The 16,526-nt window shown below is 66.4% G+C and carries 15 protein-coding genes; 10 read left to right on the forward strand and 5 right to left on the reverse strand.

Features of this window, described 5'->3' with window-relative positions:
- Positions 1-79: 79 nt before the first annotated feature.
- The 4 genes from EXR94_08045 to EXR94_08060 all read left to right on the forward strand — a co-directional run bounded on the left by EXR94_08045 (position 80) and on the right by EXR94_08060 (position 3,225).
- On the forward strand, positions 80-388 hold the full coding sequence (locus EXR94_08045; GenBank protein ID MSR02674.1) for a hypothetical protein: 309 nt from the start codon (positions 80-82) through the stop codon (positions 386-388).
- Between the two features lie 96 nt (positions 389-484).
- A complete protein-coding gene (locus tag EXR94_08050; GenBank protein ID MSR02675.1) occupies positions 485-745 on the forward strand; it encodes a hypothetical protein in 261 nt (86 codons plus the stop codon).
- A 19-nt stretch (positions 746-764) separates the two neighbouring features.
- The gene (locus tag EXR94_08055; GenBank protein ID MSR02676.1) at positions 765-1,409 is read left to right on the forward strand and encodes a DUF305 domain-containing protein; all 645 of its coding nucleotides are present in this window, start codon (positions 765-767) and stop codon (positions 1,407-1,409) included.
- A gap of 13 nt (positions 1,410-1,422) precedes the next feature.
- Positions 1,423-3,225, forward strand: coding sequence for a hypothetical protein (locus EXR94_08060; GenBank protein MSR02677.1), 1,803 nt, complete (start codon positions 1,423-1,425; stop codon positions 3,223-3,225).
- A gap of 5 nt (positions 3,226-3,230) precedes the next feature.
- On the opposite strand, the gene EXR94_08065 is transcribed toward EXR94_08060, so the two are convergent.
- Together EXR94_08065 and EXR94_08070 are read right to left on the reverse strand one after the other, a co-directional pair.
- The gene (locus EXR94_08065; GenBank protein MSR02678.1) at positions 3,231-4,052 is read right to left on the reverse strand and encodes an MBL fold metallo-hydrolase; all 822 of its coding nucleotides are present in this window, start codon (positions 4,050-4,052) and stop codon (positions 3,231-3,233) included.
- Positions 4,053-4,061: 9 nt separating this feature from the next.
- Positions 4,062-5,219: a PQQ-dependent sugar dehydrogenase gene (locus EXR94_08070; protein MSR02679.1), complete on the reverse strand. Its 1,158-nt coding sequence runs from the start codon at positions 5,217-5,219 to the stop codon at positions 4,062-4,064.
- Between the two features lie 130 nt (positions 5,220-5,349).
- On the opposite strand from EXR94_08070, the gene EXR94_08075 reads away from it, so the two are divergent.
- Positions 5,350-6,609 carry an aminotransferase class V-fold PLP-dependent enzyme gene (locus tag EXR94_08075; protein MSR02680.1) on the forward strand — a complete coding sequence of 420 codons (1,260 nt, stop codon included), beginning with the start codon at positions 5,350-5,352 and terminating at the stop codon, positions 6,607-6,609.
- 693 nt (positions 6,610-7,302) lie between these two features.
- A complete protein-coding gene (locus EXR94_08080) occupies positions 7,303-9,720 on the forward strand; it encodes an FtsX-like permease family protein (protein MSR02681.1) in 2,418 nt (805 codons plus the stop codon).
- On the opposite strand, the gene EXR94_08085 is transcribed toward EXR94_08080, so the two are convergent.
- On the reverse strand, positions 9,717-11,177 hold the full coding sequence (locus EXR94_08085) for a 4-hydroxybutyryl-CoA dehydratase (GenBank protein MSR02682.1): 1,461 nt from the start codon (positions 11,175-11,177) through the stop codon (positions 9,717-9,719). The two genes, EXR94_08080 and EXR94_08085, sit on opposite strands and share 4 nt — an antisense overlap.
- 112 nt (positions 11,178-11,289) lie before the next feature.
- Between EXR94_08085 and EXR94_08090 the strand changes: the two genes are divergently transcribed.
- The 4 genes from EXR94_08090 to EXR94_08105 all read left to right on the forward strand — a co-directional run bounded on the left by EXR94_08090 (position 11,290) and on the right by EXR94_08105 (position 15,030).
- Positions 11,290-12,519: an ATP-binding protein gene (locus EXR94_08090; protein MSR02683.1), complete on the forward strand. Its 1,230-nt coding sequence runs from the start codon at positions 11,290-11,292 to the stop codon at positions 12,517-12,519.
- 79 nt (positions 12,520-12,598) lie between these two features.
- Positions 12,599-14,170: an NAD(P)/FAD-dependent oxidoreductase gene (locus EXR94_08095; GenBank protein MSR02684.1), complete on the forward strand. Its 1,572-nt coding sequence runs from the start codon at positions 12,599-12,601 to the stop codon at positions 14,168-14,170.
- The gene (locus EXR94_08100; GenBank protein ID MSR02685.1) at positions 14,167-14,595 is read left to right on the forward strand and encodes a hypothetical protein; all 429 of its coding nucleotides are present in this window, start codon (positions 14,167-14,169) and stop codon (positions 14,593-14,595) included. Before EXR94_08095 ends, EXR94_08100 begins: the two co-directional genes overlap by 4 nt.
- A 21-nt stretch (positions 14,596-14,616) precedes the next feature.
- A complete protein-coding gene (locus EXR94_08105) occupies positions 14,617-15,030 on the forward strand; it encodes a hypothetical protein (GenBank protein ID MSR02686.1) in 414 nt (137 codons plus the stop codon).
- Here EXR94_08105 and EXR94_08110 read toward each other — a convergent pair.
- A complete protein-coding gene (locus EXR94_08110) occupies positions 15,027-15,356 on the reverse strand; it encodes a hypothetical protein (GenBank protein MSR02687.1) in 330 nt (109 codons plus the stop codon). The genes EXR94_08105 and EXR94_08110 overlap by 4 nt on opposite strands.
- 36 nt (positions 15,357-15,392) lie before the next feature.
- The gene (locus tag EXR94_08115; GenBank protein MSR02688.1) at positions 15,393-16,517 is read right to left on the reverse strand and encodes a hypothetical protein; all 1,125 of its coding nucleotides are present in this window, start codon (positions 16,515-16,517) and stop codon (positions 15,393-15,395) included.
- Positions 16,518-16,526 lie beyond the last annotated feature (9 nt).

Here is a 16,526-nt window from a genome sequence, read left to right on the forward strand (position 1 = left end):
GCGGCGGGACCTCCTCACACTGGCCCTTGGCGCCGCGGCCGTGCCGCCATGACTTGGCTGTCAGGCGCCGGTCGAGCCGGTGCCGGTCGAATCGCACCTGACCGCCCGGCCCGCGCTCCCGACCATCGAACCCACTCGCGGGGTCACGCCCCTCGGCCTCGCCCCCTGGCGGGACGGGACCCTCTATGTCCCCGCGAGTTACGACCCTGCCGTCCCGGCGCCGTTGTTCGTGGCCTTCCATGGGGCCGGTGGATCGAGCGCCGAGTGGGCGGCCTATCGGGTGCGGGCCGAGCAACGGAAGATGATCCTGTTGGCCCCCGATTCCCGGAGCGGAACCCGGGATCTCTTGTTGCGCCAGGTCGGGCCCGATGTGGTGTTTCTCAACTGAGCCCTTGGCCACACCTTTGCCCGGTGCCGGATCGATCCGGCCAAGATTTGCCTTGACGGGTTTTCGGACGAGGCCTCCTATGCGCTGACGTTAGGCGTGTCGAACGGTGATTTGTTCACGAACTTGATCGGCTATTCGCCGGGTTTGTTGACGTTCATCGACGGCCGGATCGGCCGGCCCCGGGTGTTCGTGTCGCACGGCACCGCCGATCCCATCCTGCCGGTGACGACGACCCGCGATGTCATCGTGCCAGTGCTTCGGGGCACCGGCTACGATACGACGTACCGCGAGTTCAGCGGGGTTCACGAGGTGCCGGCCGCCATTTCCGACGCTGCGCTCGACTGGTTCCTCGCCTGACCCGAGCGTATTATCCAGCGTGACTTCATCTCCCGACGCCAACGCCATGACGCCAACCAAGGCCGCCCGTGGCGTGGCTCTGGTCACGCTAGCGGTCTTGGCGGCTTGCGGCGGGCCGGTGCGTTCCTCGGCTCCCGCCCCGTTGGTCCGGCCGGCTCCCGCGGTCTCGGCGGCCGATATTGAGTTCATGTCCGGCATGATTCCCCACCACGCTCAGGCCGTCAAGATCGCCGGCTGGACCGTGAGCCACGGAGCCCGTTCTGACATCCGGATTTTGGCTGAGCGGATCATCGTGGCCCAACGCGACGAAATCGCGCTGATGCAGGCCTGGCTCCGGGATCGCGGGCAACCGGTCCCGGCGGCCGATGCCACCCACCACCGGATGATCATGGACGGCGCCGCTCACGACATGTTGATGCCGGGGATGCTGACCGACGAGGAGCTTGCGGCGCTCGATCAGGCCCGCGGCTCGGCCTATGACCGGTTGTTTCTGACCCACATGATCAAGCATCACGAAGGCGCGATCACCATGGTCGACCGCCTCTTTGCCGCAGACGGCGCCGGCCAGGACGAAGTGGTGTTCCGATTCGGATCCGATGTTCACGCCGACCAGGGTACCGAAATCGAGCGAATGCAGTCGATGCTGGCAACAATTCCCAAGTGACGGAGCCCCGCCTATGAACCGCGTGTCTGTTCCATCCCTGGTGCTGATCGGGGCGCTCTCGCTCGCCGCCTGTTCTCAATCCACCTCCGGTTCGGGTACCACGCCGGTTCCCGTGGCCGGCCTTTCGACCGTGGCGCCGAGCCCCGATCCCCGGGTTGGTTTGAGTGCTGGAAAAGCCACCGCCGGCGTGGCCGCTTGGAACATGCGCTTGGTGTCGAACACGCCCTCGCCTGCGCTGTTCCAGGGGGTCAGCAACTCGGACCTCGCGTTTCGGGGTACCCACGTGTTCCAGGGCAACTACAACGGGTTCGTCGTGTGGGACATGGCCAATCCGAAGAAGCCCACCCTCACCAAGCCGTATCTCTGCCCGGCGTCGCAGAGTGACGTGTCGGTGTACGGCAATCTCTTGTTCGTGTCCGGCGAGGGCCTGACCGGCCGGCTCGACTGCGGGCCCCAAGGAGTGCAGGACGCGGTGAGCCACGACCGGCTCCGCGGGATCCGGATCTTCGATGCCACCGACGTCACCAACCCGAAATACATCGCCAACGTCCAGACCTGTCGCGGGTCCCACACCCACACTGTGGTCGAGGATCCGAACGACAAAGCCAACGTCTATATCTATGTCTCCGGCTCATCCGGTGTTCGTCCGAACGACGAGCTCCCAGGCTGCTCGGGCCTGATGCCGGAGGACGACCCGAACTCCGCGCTGTTCCGAATCGAAGTCATCAAGGTGCCGCTCGCCGCACCCGAGCAAGCCCGGATCGTCAGTTCGCCCCGGATCTTCCAGGACCTCGCCCCGGTGGCGCGTCACGCCGAGCCGGCCGACTCGGCCGACCTGACCCGCGCGGCGGCCCGCCCGCCTCGTCCAGCCCGCCCCGGTGCCGGTCGCGGCCCGACCCAGTGCCACGACATCACCGTCTATCCCGCCATCGGCCTCGCCGCCGGTGCGTGCGGCGGCTACGGTCTCCTGCTCGACATCAGTGACGTCGCCAATCCAATCCGGATCGGTGCGGCGGCCGATTCGAATTTTTCGTTCTGGCATTCCGCGACGTTCAGCAACGACGGGTCGAAGATCCTGTTTACCGATGAATGGGGCGGGGGATCGGCGCCCCGCTGCCGGGTGACCGACAAGTACGAGTGGGGCGCCAACGCGCTCTTCACGCTGGTCAACCGGCAGATGCAATTCAAGAGCTACTACAAGATGCCGGCCGCGCAGACCTCGGTTGAGAACTGTGTGGCGCACAACGGCTCGTTGATCCCGATTCCCGGACGCGATGTCATGGTCCAAGCCTGGTATCAGGGCGGGATTTCGATCTTCGACTGGACCGATGTCTCCAAGCCAACCGAGATCGCCTACTACGACCGGGGCCCGGTGGACTCGACCCGGCTGGCCAATGGCGGTTCGTGGTCGGTGTATTGGTACAACGGTTACATGGTGAGTTCGGAGATTGCCCGGGGCCTCGACATCTTCGAGCTGGTGCCGAGCGGCCACCTGTCGCAGAACGAAATCGATGCGGCCAAGTCGGTCCGGTTCGACTACCTGAATGCGCAGGGGCAGCCGAAGCTGGTGTGGCCGGCCACGTTCTCGCTGGTCCTGGCGTACCTGGACCAACTCGAGCGAGTCAACGGACTGGCCGCCGACAAGATTGGATCAGCGCGGGCCGAACTGGCTCGGGCCGAGAATCTCTCCGGCCAATCCCGGCGGGATGCGTTGAGTCAGTTGTCGACCCGGCTCCACGGCGATGCCCGGGGCGCCGCGGCGGAACCCAAGGCCCACACGCTGGCCTCGGCGGTTGGGGAGCTGGCCAAGCGCTAGACCGCCTAACGGGGGATCGGCCCGGCCGTGGTGACCTGATAGTTGCCGTCGGGATCGACCGTGACCGTGACCGTGCCGTCGGTGTCGGTGCGGTAGACCGCCCGGCGGTGCAGCTGGTAGTACCGCATCGCGGCCGGGTCGGGATGGCCGTAGCCGTTCGTGGCGCCGACGCTGATCACCACCACCTCGGGCTTGGTGCGGTCAATCCACCCCGGCGTCACGCCGTTCCGGGCACCGTGATGGGCGGCCTTGAGGACATCCACGTCAGGAATAATCCCGGCTTCCATCCAGGCGTTCAGCGCCTCGACTTCGCTATCGCCGGTGAGCAGAGCGCGGAAACTGCCGCGCTCAACCAAAACGCCCAAGCTGCTGTTGTTCTCGGATGCCCCGGTCAGCGCCGACGGGAAGACGGTAATCCGGACATCGCCAAGCATGATCGGATCCCACGGGAGGGGCGGGCTTTGGATGCCCCGCCGGGCCAGCCACTCTTCCACCGATCGGGCATTGTTGTTGGCGGACGGGCGGTGATTGAAGAAGTATTGGCCGACCGGAAGACTCGAAAGTACCGCGTCCATGCCGCCGATATGGTCGGCGTGGTTGTGGCTTCCGATCGCGGCCACCAACGAGTCGACCCCCTGCTCGGCCAGGACCAGTACGATGTCGTCGCCCCGACTCGCGTCAACCAACACCGCGCGCCGGCCCAGTTGAATCAAGATCGCGTCGGCCTGGCCCACATCGAGGAACTTGAGTTCGAGGGCCTGCGCCGCCGCGACGGAGGCGGCCAGCAGCCAGACCAGAACCGCTAGCGCCCCGCGGAAGAACCTCACCCGGACTTCTTAGTGCCGGACAACCGGCTCCAACCGGACCACCGAGGACGGCTTGCTCTCCCCGTCGATGGCGAGATAGATGAACCCGTCGACTCCTTGCCGGACGTCCCGAATCCGGCCCTGCCGGCGGAAAAGAATCTCGGTCAACTCGGCCTTCTGCCCGTTAATTGTCAGGCGGTCGAGTCGGTCGCCGCTCAAGCCACCGACCAACGCGCTGCCTTTCCAATTTGGGAACTGATCGCCGGTGTAGAACAGGAGGCCCGAGATCCCGATCGACGGAACCCAGATGTTGGCGGGCTGTTCCATGCCGGTTTTGTGGGTGCCGCTGTGGATGGCGTTGCCGCTCCCATAATTCACCCCGTAGCCGATGACCGGCCAGCCGTAGTTCAGGCCCTTCCGGATGTTGTTCAGCTCATCGCCGCCCTGCGGTCCGTGCTCCACGGCCCAGACTTCGCCGGTCTCGGGATGCACAGCCAAACCCTGCGAGTTCCGATGGCCGTAGCTCCAGCTTTCGGGCCGGGCGCCTTCTTTCCCAACGAAGGGATTGTCGGCCGGCACTTTCCCGTCGGCCTGAAGCCGAATGATCTTGCCCTGGTGGTTCGACAGATCCTGGGCCGGATGGGCCGTCAGATCGCCGATGGACGGTACCATTCGGTCACCGACGGTGATGAACAAGAACCCGCTCTTGTCGAACGCGAGCCGAGATCCGAAGTGACCCGGCGCGCCCTTGGTGACCGCGACGAAGATGTCTTCCACTCCCGTGAGGCGGTCGCTCTCGAACCGGCCGCGCGCCACAGCTGTGGTCGCGGCGCCGCTATCGCCCGAGGGCTTCGAATAGCTCAGGTACACCAGCCGGTTTGAGGCGAAGTTCGGATGGAGCACGACGTCGAGGAGGCCGCCCTGGCCCCGCATCACCACCGGAGGAACGCCCGGAACCGGCGCCTCGATGAGCTTGCCCTTCCGGATGATCCGAAGCCGGCCGGGCCGTTCGGTTACCAGGATATCTCCCCCCGGAAGAAACGCCATGGACCAGGGATTCATCAGCCCTTCCGCCACCGGCACAATCCGGAAATCGTGCTGGGCGGAACGGTAGACGGTGGCCTGGCCGAGCGCCGGGCTGGACAACACCGCGGCCAACGCCGCGGACCACAGTGCGATGCGAATCATTGCCAACTCCTTGAGGACCGCCGGAACGTAGTGTGACGGCCGGCCGGTGTCATCCCCTGCCGGGGCTTGCCGGATCTTCGCCGAGGACCAAAGTTCCAGGGGCCCCACTCCATCACCTGCGAGGTTCCCCATGGGTATCGCGTCCCGCCGCACCTTCCTGGAGCAACTGGTCGGAGCCTCGGCGGTGGTTGCTCTCCGGCCCACGGTCAGTCCGGCCATGCCGGTTCCGCCGGTCCGGTTGGATGAGTCTTATTGGATCGACCTCAAGCGCCAATTCACGTTTCCTGACCAGCAGATTCCGATGAACTCGGCCAACATGTCGCCGGGGCCCCGAACGGTGGTCGAGGCGGTGACCCGGGCCACTCGCGAGGTCGATGCCGATGTGTCCTATCAGAACCGGGCCCAGTTCGACAAAATCCGGGAAACGACTCGCGAGCGGACCGCGCAGCTGCTCGGCGTGACGGCCGACGAGATTGCCCTGGTTCGCAACGCCTCGGAAGCGAACAACATCGTGGTGGCCGGCCTCGAACTCCGGGCGAGCGACGAGGTGGTCCTGGTCGACCAAAACCATCCGACCAACAATGTGGCGTGGGATGTCCGGGCCGCCCGGTTCGGGTTCACGGTGAAGCGAGTGAGCTTTCCGACCCCGCCCGGGTCCGTCGCCGAGGTCATCGAGACGATGACCGCCGCGCTCACCGAGCGGACCCGGGTCCTCGCCTTCACCGATGTCTCAGCCAACACCGGGCTTCTGATGCCCACGGCGGAAATCTGTCGCGCTGCCCGGGCCCGGGGGATTTACGTCCATGTCGACGGCGCCCAGACGTTCGGGGCGCTCCGGCGGAATCTCCGAGAGCTTGGTTGCGATTCGTACACGGCGAGCGGCCAAAAATGGATCCTCGGGCCTCGGGAAATCGGGATTCTCTACCTGCGGGCCGAACGGATCGGGGCCCTCTGGCCCAGTGTGATCGGGGTGGGGTGGGGCGCCACCGCGACCACCGTGACCCGGGGCGCCAGGAAATTCGAAACCATGGGCCAACGCAACGATGCGACCGTGGCGGGCCTCGCGGCGGCGCTCGATCTCCACGAGCAGGTCGGCCCCGCGCGGGTCGAGGCGAGAATCCGGGACCTCGGGAGCCGACTGTACGACGGGTTGCGCGGGAACGGTTTCGAACTCGTCACGCCCCAGCCGGCGGCACTCCGTCACGGGGTCATCATCGCCAAGGCCGATGATCCAACAGCGCGGCGCTGGCACCAACGGCTCTATGCTGGCCATCACGTGATCGGCTCGCCGACCGGGGGATTGCGCCTGAGTCCCAATCTTTGCAATACCCTCGCCGACATCGACCGGGCGGTGCAATCGTTGGTGGCCGTCCGAAAGGAACCAGGGTAGGCGGGCGCGAAGATTGCTTTCGATGGCGGTGAGAACCGTACCCCATTTAAGGAGAATCCGATGGCTACGTTAGGTTCCGTTCTGCTGGCGCTCGGCACCGTGATTGTCCTCGGCTAGGATCCAGTCGAGAAGAAAGTCCTCGCGCTGCCCCACGTCCTCGACGCCGTCGGGAAGGCGATCGACCAACCAGCGCCTGCCGGACTCACCGTCGCGGACCAAAAGGCCTACGCCACCCAGACTGATAGCGGGCCTCCCAAGAGAACCCCTAGGACAATATTGTGACGCTTCATCGCATCAACGACGCCCGCGACGCCCGCTTCGTCGGTGGTGAAGGCCGACGGGCGGTGGTCACACGGTCGGCGATCGTTCAGGCAAGGAAGCGGGGCCGGGCTGCCGTCGGGGTGACGCTGGAGGCCAAAGGAGTGAACGTGCACGTCGATGATCGGAGGCTTCCGCTGCGCGTGCACCGGGCTCGGCCACAGCAAGAGTAGAATACCGATTGTGCGCCATTGTCCGTACATTTGCACCCCTTAGTGAGACCGGCAGCAGGCTAACCGGAAGCGGCTTTCGGCGTCGGCCGCGATTCAAGTATAGTTCCCTCCGCTCGGCAACCTGATGTTTCCGAACGGACCAGCCCCTATCGGCCCGCCCGAGGCTTCAAGTAGCTTCTGAAGACCCCGGCATGGCTCCCCAGTGACGCGACCCCCCCTCCGCATCGCCGTGCGCAGCCTGATGCGCGCGCCCGGCTTCGCCGTGACCGCCATTCTCACCCTAGCCCTCGGCATCGGTCTCTCGACCGCGGTCTTCACCGTCGCCGCCGCCATCCTGATTCGCCGCCTTCCCATGGGCGACCAAGACCGCCTCGTCGTCCTCTGGAGTGAAACCCGCGAGCACACCGCCAACTGGCCGTTCGCCATCGACGATGTCCGGGAGATTACCCGGCGCCGAGGCGCGATCGAGCAGGCCGGTTTCGTCGGGTACTACGGCTCCGCCCCCGAGACGATCCGAGACGGCGACCAGGTCTACCGGCTCCGCCGTTCTCTGGTGTCCGGCAACTTCTTCGACGTGCTCCAAACCTGGCCAGTGCTCGGCCGCGGCCTGCGGGCCGAGGATGACCTCCCCGGCGCGGCACTCGTCGCGGTCTTGAGCCACCGCGCTTGGCGCCAACGGTTCGGCGGCGACCCGGCCATCGTCGGCCGGCAGCTCCTGATCCACGACACCGGCCGAGCCTACCGAATCGTCGGCGTCATGCCCCAAGGACTCGACTATCCGGAGGCCACCGATTTCTGGGCGCCCCTCGTGGCCACCAGCACCGGAACGGCGGACTCACTCAACCTGGTCTCGCTTCATCTGGTCGGCCGGCTTCGCGCCGGCGCGTCGAGGCCGGACGCCGAAGCGGAACTGACGAGCTATCTCCAACGACCCGAGGCGCCGGCATGGTCGCGGGAATTTCGGGGCGCGGGACAAGACCTTCCGTCCCTGATCCTCGGCCACACCAAACCGGCCGTGCTGATCTTCGCGGCCGCGGCCGTTCTGCTGCTGCTCCTCACCTGCATCAACGTGGCCAACCTCCTCCTCGTCCGCGGGCTCGGCCGGAGCCGGGAGTTCGCGGTTCGATCGGCGCTCGGCGCGGGCCGGCGCCGCCTGGTCGCCGAGCTGCTGTTGGAGAGCGTCCTGCTCGCGCTGGCCGGCGGAGCTCTCGGCGTCGGCCTCGCCCTCGCGGCCGTGCGGGGTTTCGTCGCCGTTGCGCCCGGCGACATCCCCCGCCTCGACGAAATCCGCCTGAACGGCTGGGCCATCCTGGCTGCGATCGGCATTACGACCGCGGCCACGATGCTGTTCGCCCTGGCCCCGGCCTTCGCGACATCGCGGGTCACCCTGCCAGACGTGCTTCGGGCCGGCGCCCGCCAAAGCGGGGGAGGCCGGCGGGTCCGGATCGTGACGGAAGGGCTGGTCGCCGCCCAGATCGCGCTCGCGGTCATGGTCCTGGTCGCCGCCGGACTGATCGGGAAGAGCCTGCTGAAGTTGGAGCGGGTCGATCTCGCCTTCGAGCCGACCCGGGTCCTGATCGGTGAACTGGCGCTTCCTGTGGTGGCGACCGATGGCGTTGCCAAACAGCTCGCCCTCCTCGACGGCGTGCTGGCCCGGGTGGCGGCGGTTCCGGGGGTGGAAGCCGTGTCGCCGGCGCTCACGGTTCCATTCGCCCCGACCGGATTCGGGATCGCCGGATTCCTCGCCAAGCCCGGTCAGACGAAAGACGAGTCGGCCAAGAACCCATTGCTCAACATGGAAGTCATCGCCCCGAACTACTTCACCACCCTCGGCATTCCGGTCCTCCGCGGGCGACCGTTCTCGGCCGGCGACCTCAACGGCGGCACCCCGGTGGTGATCATCAGCGAGTCGGCCGCGCGCCACTACTGGCCCGGCGCCGACCCGCTCGGCCAGACGCTGTTGTTCGGGCCGACTGATCCGCCGCTCACCGTGGTGGGCGTCGTGCCTAACACCCGCTACCGCGAACTCCGCACTGCCCGCGCCAGCGTCTATTTCCCCCTTCGGCAGTCGGGGTTCCCGGTGATCCCGTTGACCCTGGTCATTCGGACGGCCGGACCGCCGGCCTCGATCGTAATCGCGGTCCGAAACGCGATCGCCGAGGGGAGTGCGGCCCTGGCAAGCGCATCACCGCTCGAGATGCTACTGGACCAACCGCGAGCCCAACCCCGATTGAACGCGATCCTCTTGGCCGTCTTTGCGGCGACGGCCGTCACTCTCGCCGCCGTCGGCCTGTTCGGCGTGATTACGACGATGGTGCGCCACCGGACCGCTGAGTTCGGGATCCGAATGGCCCTGGGCGGAACGCCGGGCGGGATCCGCCGGCTGGTCATGGGTCGCGGCTTGGCGATCGCGGCGGCGGGAACGGCCACGGGGATCGGAGGGGCCTTGGTGACGAGTCGCCTGCTCACCGACCTCCTGTTTGAGGTCGGCCCGTCAGACCTCCTCACCCTCGGCATCGGGACGGCGCTGATCCTTGGTGTCGCGGCCCTCGCCAGTTGGCTCCCGGCTCGGGCAGCTATGGCCCTCGACCCCGGAGCCACCCTTCGTTCGGACCGTTAGGTCACACTGATCCCAGCTAACTTCCGCGCTAGAGCTTTTTTGGTTTCGAGGTCGGCGCCCCGCTCGATCTGAATCCGCTGCGCTTGAGGCGACCCAGCTCCATGCATCGACTCGGTCAAGTAACCGACCGCGTTCCGTCCCATCGTCATGTTCTCGATCAGCCGGAGCAGCCGAACCCGGTCCTCGGTCGACACCGCGGGGTTGCCACGCAAGTACTTGAGTAGTTTTGGACCGATTTCCGGATGCCGGAAATCCGGGGCCGAGGGTAACGTGGCCACCAGACCACCAGCCAGGTCCTGCGCCAACCGCCCCAGCTGATACGGCACCGTGGTCACGTGGTGTTTGCAGACGTTCGCCAGCATGTCGTCGGGCAGGACGGCGCCCGACGCCGTCGTCGTGGCCAGGTGACTGGCCGCCATGCCGGTCCCGAACACGGTCTCGTTGAGATGGGTCATCTCGACCAGCTTGTCCCGGATATGCGAAGCCTTGGCCACCCCATTGGCCTCGGCGATCGCGGCCGCCGCGCCGATCAAGACATCGCCGACCCCGGTTTTGCAGACGTAGCTCCGTCGGTGATAGCAGGTGAACCGCTCCACCAACATCGCCGCGAACTCCACTTCGCCGTCCATGAAGAGGCGGTCCGCGGGAATGAACACGTCCTCGAAAATGATCAACGCCTCCTGGCCGCTGAACCGGGCGTTGCCCTGATCGAGATCGTCGGGCTCGGCGCTCCGGGTGTCGCACGACTGGCGCCCGTATACATAGGTCAGGCCCGGCGCATCGACTGGAATAGCGCCGGCCACCGCGTAGTCCCGGTCTTTCGGACCGAGCCGGAGCGTCGGCATCACGATCAGCCAGTGGGAATTGAGACAACCGGTCTGGTGCGCCTTGGCGCCGCTGACCCATACGCCAGCCTCGGATCGCCGAACGATCCGAAGGTAAAGATCCGGATCGGCCTGTTGGTGCGGCGCCAGGCTCCGGTCGCCCTTGACGTCGGTCATGGCCCCGCCGACCACGAGGTTCAGCCGCTGCATCGTGGTCAGGAACTCGATCAACCGGCGGTGGTATTGGGTTCCGTGGCCCGCGTCGATCTCATGGGTCACCGAATGGAGCGCGTTGAACGCGTCCATCCCGACACAGCGCTGAAAACAGGTCCCGGTCAGCTGGCCGAGCCGGCGTTGCATCCGGTTCTGGAGGACCAGATCGTTGGCCGAGGTGGCGATATGGAGGAACCGGTTGACCGGGCCGCCGGTATAGGGCGAGACCGCGGTGGCGAGCGCGGGGTCCGTCGCGGCCAGATCGTACGTTTCGGCCACGGCGTTGATCGACGGGCGGATGATCGGGTGATCGACCGGCTCGGTCACCCGCTCGCCGAAGAGGTACACGACGAGACCGCGGTTCCGGAGGCTCTCAAGGTACTGGGCCCCGGTGGCGATCGGGGCTTGGGGATCGGGCATTCGGATCTCGGTGAGCGCAGGGGAGCACCAATCTATACCCCGGCGGGGCCGAGCGCCTTTGGGGCAACCAACACCTTGCATTTTCAAGGTATTGGTTTGATATTGCTTGGTCATGAAACGCGCCGCCGCCGCCCTGCTCCGGTCCTATCTAACGACGTTTCCCTGCGTCGCCCTGCTGGGGGTTCGGCAGTGCGGCAAGACGACCCTGCTCCACACCTTGTCGCCCGGCTGGAAGCAGCTCGATTTGGAGCGACGAGCCGACCACGCCGTGGTGGCTCGCGACCCGGATTTGTTCTTCCGTTTGAACCCTCGGCAGGTGGCGTTGGACGAGGCCCAGGTCCTCCCTGGTCTATTTCCGGCGCTGCGGGTGGCGATCGACGACCGCCGAGCCGAAAAGGGCCGGTTCGTCATCACCGGGGCGAGTTCGCCGGCGCTGATCCGGTCGGTGTCGGAGAGTCTGGCCGGCCGGGTCGGGATCATCGAGATGGCGCCGTTCTCGTGGGAAGAGGTCAGCAACACGACGGGTCGGGATTCGCTCCTCCGCCGGCTCGTCGATCGGAAGGCTCGGCCCGAGGACTTGACCGACGGCCTCAAGGCGCGAGGCAGTCAGGCGAAGGTGCAGGATTTCTGGTTTCGAGGCGGGTTCCCGGAGCCGTGGCTCGATCCGGCGCCGTCGTTTCGGGCCCGGTGGGTCGAACAGTACATCCAGACCTATTTGCTTCGGGACGTCAAGCGGCTCTTTCCCGGCCTCGACGACGTCCGATTCCGGCGGTTCCTCGAGATGTTAGGCGGGCTGTCCGGCCGGATCTTGAACTACGCCGAGGTGGCCCGGGCGCTCGGGGTTTCGCAGCCGACGGCGCGGGATTATTTCGAGATTGCCCACGGAACCTTCGTGTGGCGGATGATTCCGGCCTATGCCCGGAACGTGGTGAAGCGGGTGGTCAAACATCCGAGAGGCTATCTCCGCGACAGCGGCTTGCTGCATGCCTTGCTCCGAATTCCCGACAGCGATGCCCTACAGAGCCATCCGCAGGTCGGAGCGTCGTGGGAGGGCATGGTGGTGGAAGAGATTCACCGGCAGCTGAATGCGGAGGGGACGGCGGTTGAGGTGTCGTACTACCGGACGGGGGCGGGTGCGGAGGTGGACCTGGTCCTCGAGGGTGACTTCGGGCGGGTGGCGGTTGAGATCAAGCACACCTCGGTGGTCAACCCCCGTGACCTCCGGGGGCTCCGGGACTTCGTGACCGAGCAGAAGGCCCGGCTCGGGATCGTGATCAACAACGACACCGTGCCCCGGCGGTACGATGACCGGTTGATCGGCCTGCCGTTCTCATGGCTCTAGCCCGGGCCCGGCGCTTCCCCGGATATCGGCCGCTGGTGCTCTGCGATGAGCCCGGCATCTCGATCGCCGCCGCCGCCGGATTCGACGCCATGTCGTGGCGAGGCTTTCTGGCTGGAGGTCCTCCCCAGTGAACCAGCGAGTGGTGGTAGTCGGTGCCGGCATCAACGGCTTGGTCGCCGCGCATTACCTGCGGCGGGCCGGCCACGAGGTCACCGTCCTCGAACGCGCCGACCGGGCCGGTGGTGCCTGCATCTCCGCCCAGGCCACGATCGACGGCCGGACCCAGGCCTACGCCCTCGGCGCCTCGGTCCTCGGCCTGATGCCCGATTTTATCTTTCGGGAGACCGGGCTCATCGACCGGCTCGAGACCTTCGTGCCCACGTCGGCCAAGCGGGTCTACTTCCCAACGCCGGAGGCGAGCGCGTGGATCCACCGCGATCCGGCCGAGCTCGACCGGGAACTCCGGACCCAGTGGGGTGAGCGGGGCGATCCGGCCGGGTTCCGGGCCGACGAAGCCCGGGTCGTGGCCTTCCTCCAGAAGGGCTACCAGACCGCGACACCGCCTAACGTGGATACCGCCCGCCACGCCTTAGGCGATACCCTGACCCGGCTCTGGATTACCGGGAGCGCCGCCGACCTTCTCGACCACTACTTCACTGCCGACCGCACCAAGATCTACATGGCGATGACCGTGACCGAGAGCGGCCCGGTGTCGCTGGCCGAGCCGTACTCGGCGTTCACCCTGCCGCTGATGGACTCAGGGTCGGTGTTCGACGGCTACTACGGGTTCGTCAAACCGGGGCTTTGGCGGCTGCTGGAAGCACTGGCCGAGATCAATCGGGAGATCAGCGTCGAGATCCGGCTCGGTGCCGCGGTCGACCAAGTGGATCCGGACCGAGGCGTGGTCCACTTCACGGCGGCGGGCCAATCGCACCGGTTGTCGTTCGATCATCTGATCCTCGCCACCGAGCCGCTGACCGCTGCCCGGCTCGTCGGCGACACCGCCACTACCGCGCGAGTCGAAGAGAAACGGTTCCTCGGCTCGGCCGGCAAACTGACGCTGTTTTTTCGCAATCCGGTTCGCTGGAAGGATGCTCCCGAGGCCGACGCCGATGCCGCGTTCCGGTTCATCTTCTCGATGGAGACCCTGGCCGAGTTCGAGCGGGCCACGATCCGGGTCACCGCCGGCGAGGTCGACTACGAACCGGGCTACATCCAGATCTACTGCGAAGGCGCAGCGATGCGACGGCTCGGCCTGGTCGAGCCATTCGACCGGCTCACGCTCTTTTTCAAGAACCTGGCCTTGAACCAGCGGGGCGAGGCGCTGGCTGAGGTGGAAACGGCGGTCAAAGCCCAGGTGCTGGCCCACATCGCGAATCCGGAGGATTGCGTCTGGAGCCGGTTGCTCGCGCCAAAAGACCTCCAGGAACTGTTTCTCTTTCCCGGTGGCAACATCGATCACACCGAACTCGCGCCGGGGCAGACCTTCTTCGACCGCCAGTTCGCGGCCGATCCGGGGGCGCGCTTCTACCAATTCGGCCGGTGGGCCAACCTGTCGTACTGCGGCGCGGGGTCGTATCCCTGCGGTTCGATCACGGGGATCCCCGGCTACATGTGCGCCCAACAAATGATCAGAGAACTGATGCCATGACTGAATCCCTGGTTCAGACTTTTCCGCCCTTCGACCCCACTCGCCCGGTGGCGGTGATCGGCGCCGGCGTGATGGGTGCCAAAGTCGCGTGGGCCTCGACTCGACTCTACGATGTGTCCGCTCCCGCCCTCCAGGCTGCGGTGGAACGGATCCTCGGCTGGAGTGAAGGGGCTGAGCGAGACCGTCTCGCGGCGAATCTTGCCGGAACCGAGCGGCTCGACGACGCGCTCGCCGGCGCTCAACTCGCCTTTGAGAACGTCCCGGAGGACCTCGCCCTCAAGCGGTCGGTGCTCGCGGATCTCGATGCCCGGCTCGGCGCCGATGCCTACCTCGGGTCGAACGCCTCCGCCTTGCCCTGCTCGCCGCTCGCCGTGGCGACCGAACGGCCGGATCGGTTCTTCGACATGAACTGGAGCGACCCGTGAACCTCCCGGCTGGTCGAACTGATGGGCAGCCCGAAGACCGATCCGGGCACGATCGCGTTCGCGCTCGCATGGGCCCGGCGGATCGGGATGATCCCGATCCTCGTCCGGCAAGAGCAGATGGGCTCCTCGTTCAATCGGATCTGGCGGGCCATCAAAAAAGAAGTCCTCCGCCAAATCGAGGCCGGGGTGGCCACGCCCGAAGATATCGATCGCGCGTGGATGTTGGCGTTCGGCATGTCCTACGGTCCCTGCGGCCTGATGGATTCGGTCAGCCTGCGGTCGATCCGGAACGTCGAGCTCGCTTACTTCGCCGACACCGGCGATCCCACCGATCGGCCGCCCGCCTTCCTGGACCGGATGATCGCGGAAGGGCGGGGGTTCTATCGCAATCCGGACCCCGAGTATCGCGACCCCGATTGGCTGACCGCCGGCTAGCCCGCCGGCTTCACGTTCGCGTTGAGCCGGAACAGGTTGGTGGGATCGTACTTGTTTTTCACCGCCACCAGGCGCTTGTAGTTCTGCCGGTAGTTGGCGTTGATCACGCCGGCGCTCCCGTCGGCCACCTCGTTGACGTAGAAGCCGGTGGTAAAGCGCTCGACGGTTGACCAGAACTGCCGGGCCCACCGCATGTGCGGAGCACTGTCGTCGCCCGTCTTCCAGTCGACCGCGGTCAGCAGGTTGTGCTGGGCGTCGCGTTGGGCAAGCGCTTCGGCGACGGCAAGATCGTTGCCTCGATCCGGGGCTCGAACGGGATCGTGCACGTCATCGACGCGGTGGTGCCACCGAAGTAACGACCGCTACTTCGGCGGGTAGACCGCAATCCGGTGGCTCCGGAACGACAGCCGCGACGATTCGGTGGTGCCGTTGAGTTGGAGCCCGCCCGATTCCTCTGTCGGCATGTGGCAGCCCACACAACCGGCCTTCAGATCGCCGGCTGCCGCTCGAAGCTTCGGGTGGCGGTCGGCTTGGTGGCATTGGAGGCATTTTCCGGACAGCTGCCCCAGGTCGCGCTCGGTTTGATGGACGTTGTGGCAAGTGGCACAGGACATCCCCGGGCTTTGTTTGAAGCAGCGCGACCGGGCTAGCAGCCCGACTTGGTCGCCATGGACGTCGGGGCGGGCGGTGGACGAGTCGGCTTGAGGCGCTAGGTACAGGTCGAGCGGTTCCCCCGGGTGGTGCGAAAACGGCGGCCGGAGCAGGCGGCGCGGGCCCGAGTGGCAGAGCCCGCAGGTGTCGAGCTTCCGATCCCGCGCGAACTGGGCGGGGTTCCGAATACTCCCTGCCGCGGGCTTCGCGAGGTGAGCCGCGGCGTCTCCATGGCATTTGGCGCAGCCGATCCCGAGCTGATACTGGCTCGAATACCGGGCCCGCCCGTTCTCCTGTTCGACCGTGAACTTGGTGCTGTGGCATTCGAGGCAGCGGGGCACCACCACTCGGCTAAAGTCAATCTGGCCGTCGGGATAGCCCGGGCTGTTGATCCAGGCATCCGGCGCGATGAGATAGGACACCGGCAGCTCGACTAGAATTCCCTCCCGCCAGAAACCATAGGTCTGTCCCCGGCGTCCGGACCCGATGACCAAATCGATCGACTCGGTGCGGGAGCTCACCGCTCGGTCGTCGACGGCGGTCTGATAAAACCGGGCGTCACGCTGCTCCATCCGAAACGAGATCGCGCTGTCGCGAGTCCGGAGCAGGTTCCGCCCAGCGGAAAAGCTGCCCTTGATCGTCGTCGCGGTGGCCGGAGCGGAGGTCCGGTAGTGGGCGGTCTCCCGATAGCGATCGACGATGGCCTGATGGCACGGGGTGCAGGTCGCGAGTTCGCTCGCCAAAGCGTCCGCCGGTGCGCTCGTCGCGGGCGACGGCGGTACCGCCCGGCACGCCACCATCGACGCGAGTCCGAACAGCGCGAGTCCATGACGCATCGGTCCGGC

Source organism: Gemmatimonadota bacterium (assembly GCA_009692115.1).
In the GTDB taxonomy this organism is placed as follows: Bacteria; Gemmatimonadota; Gemmatimonadetes; order Gemmatimonadales; family GWC2-71-9; genus SHZU01.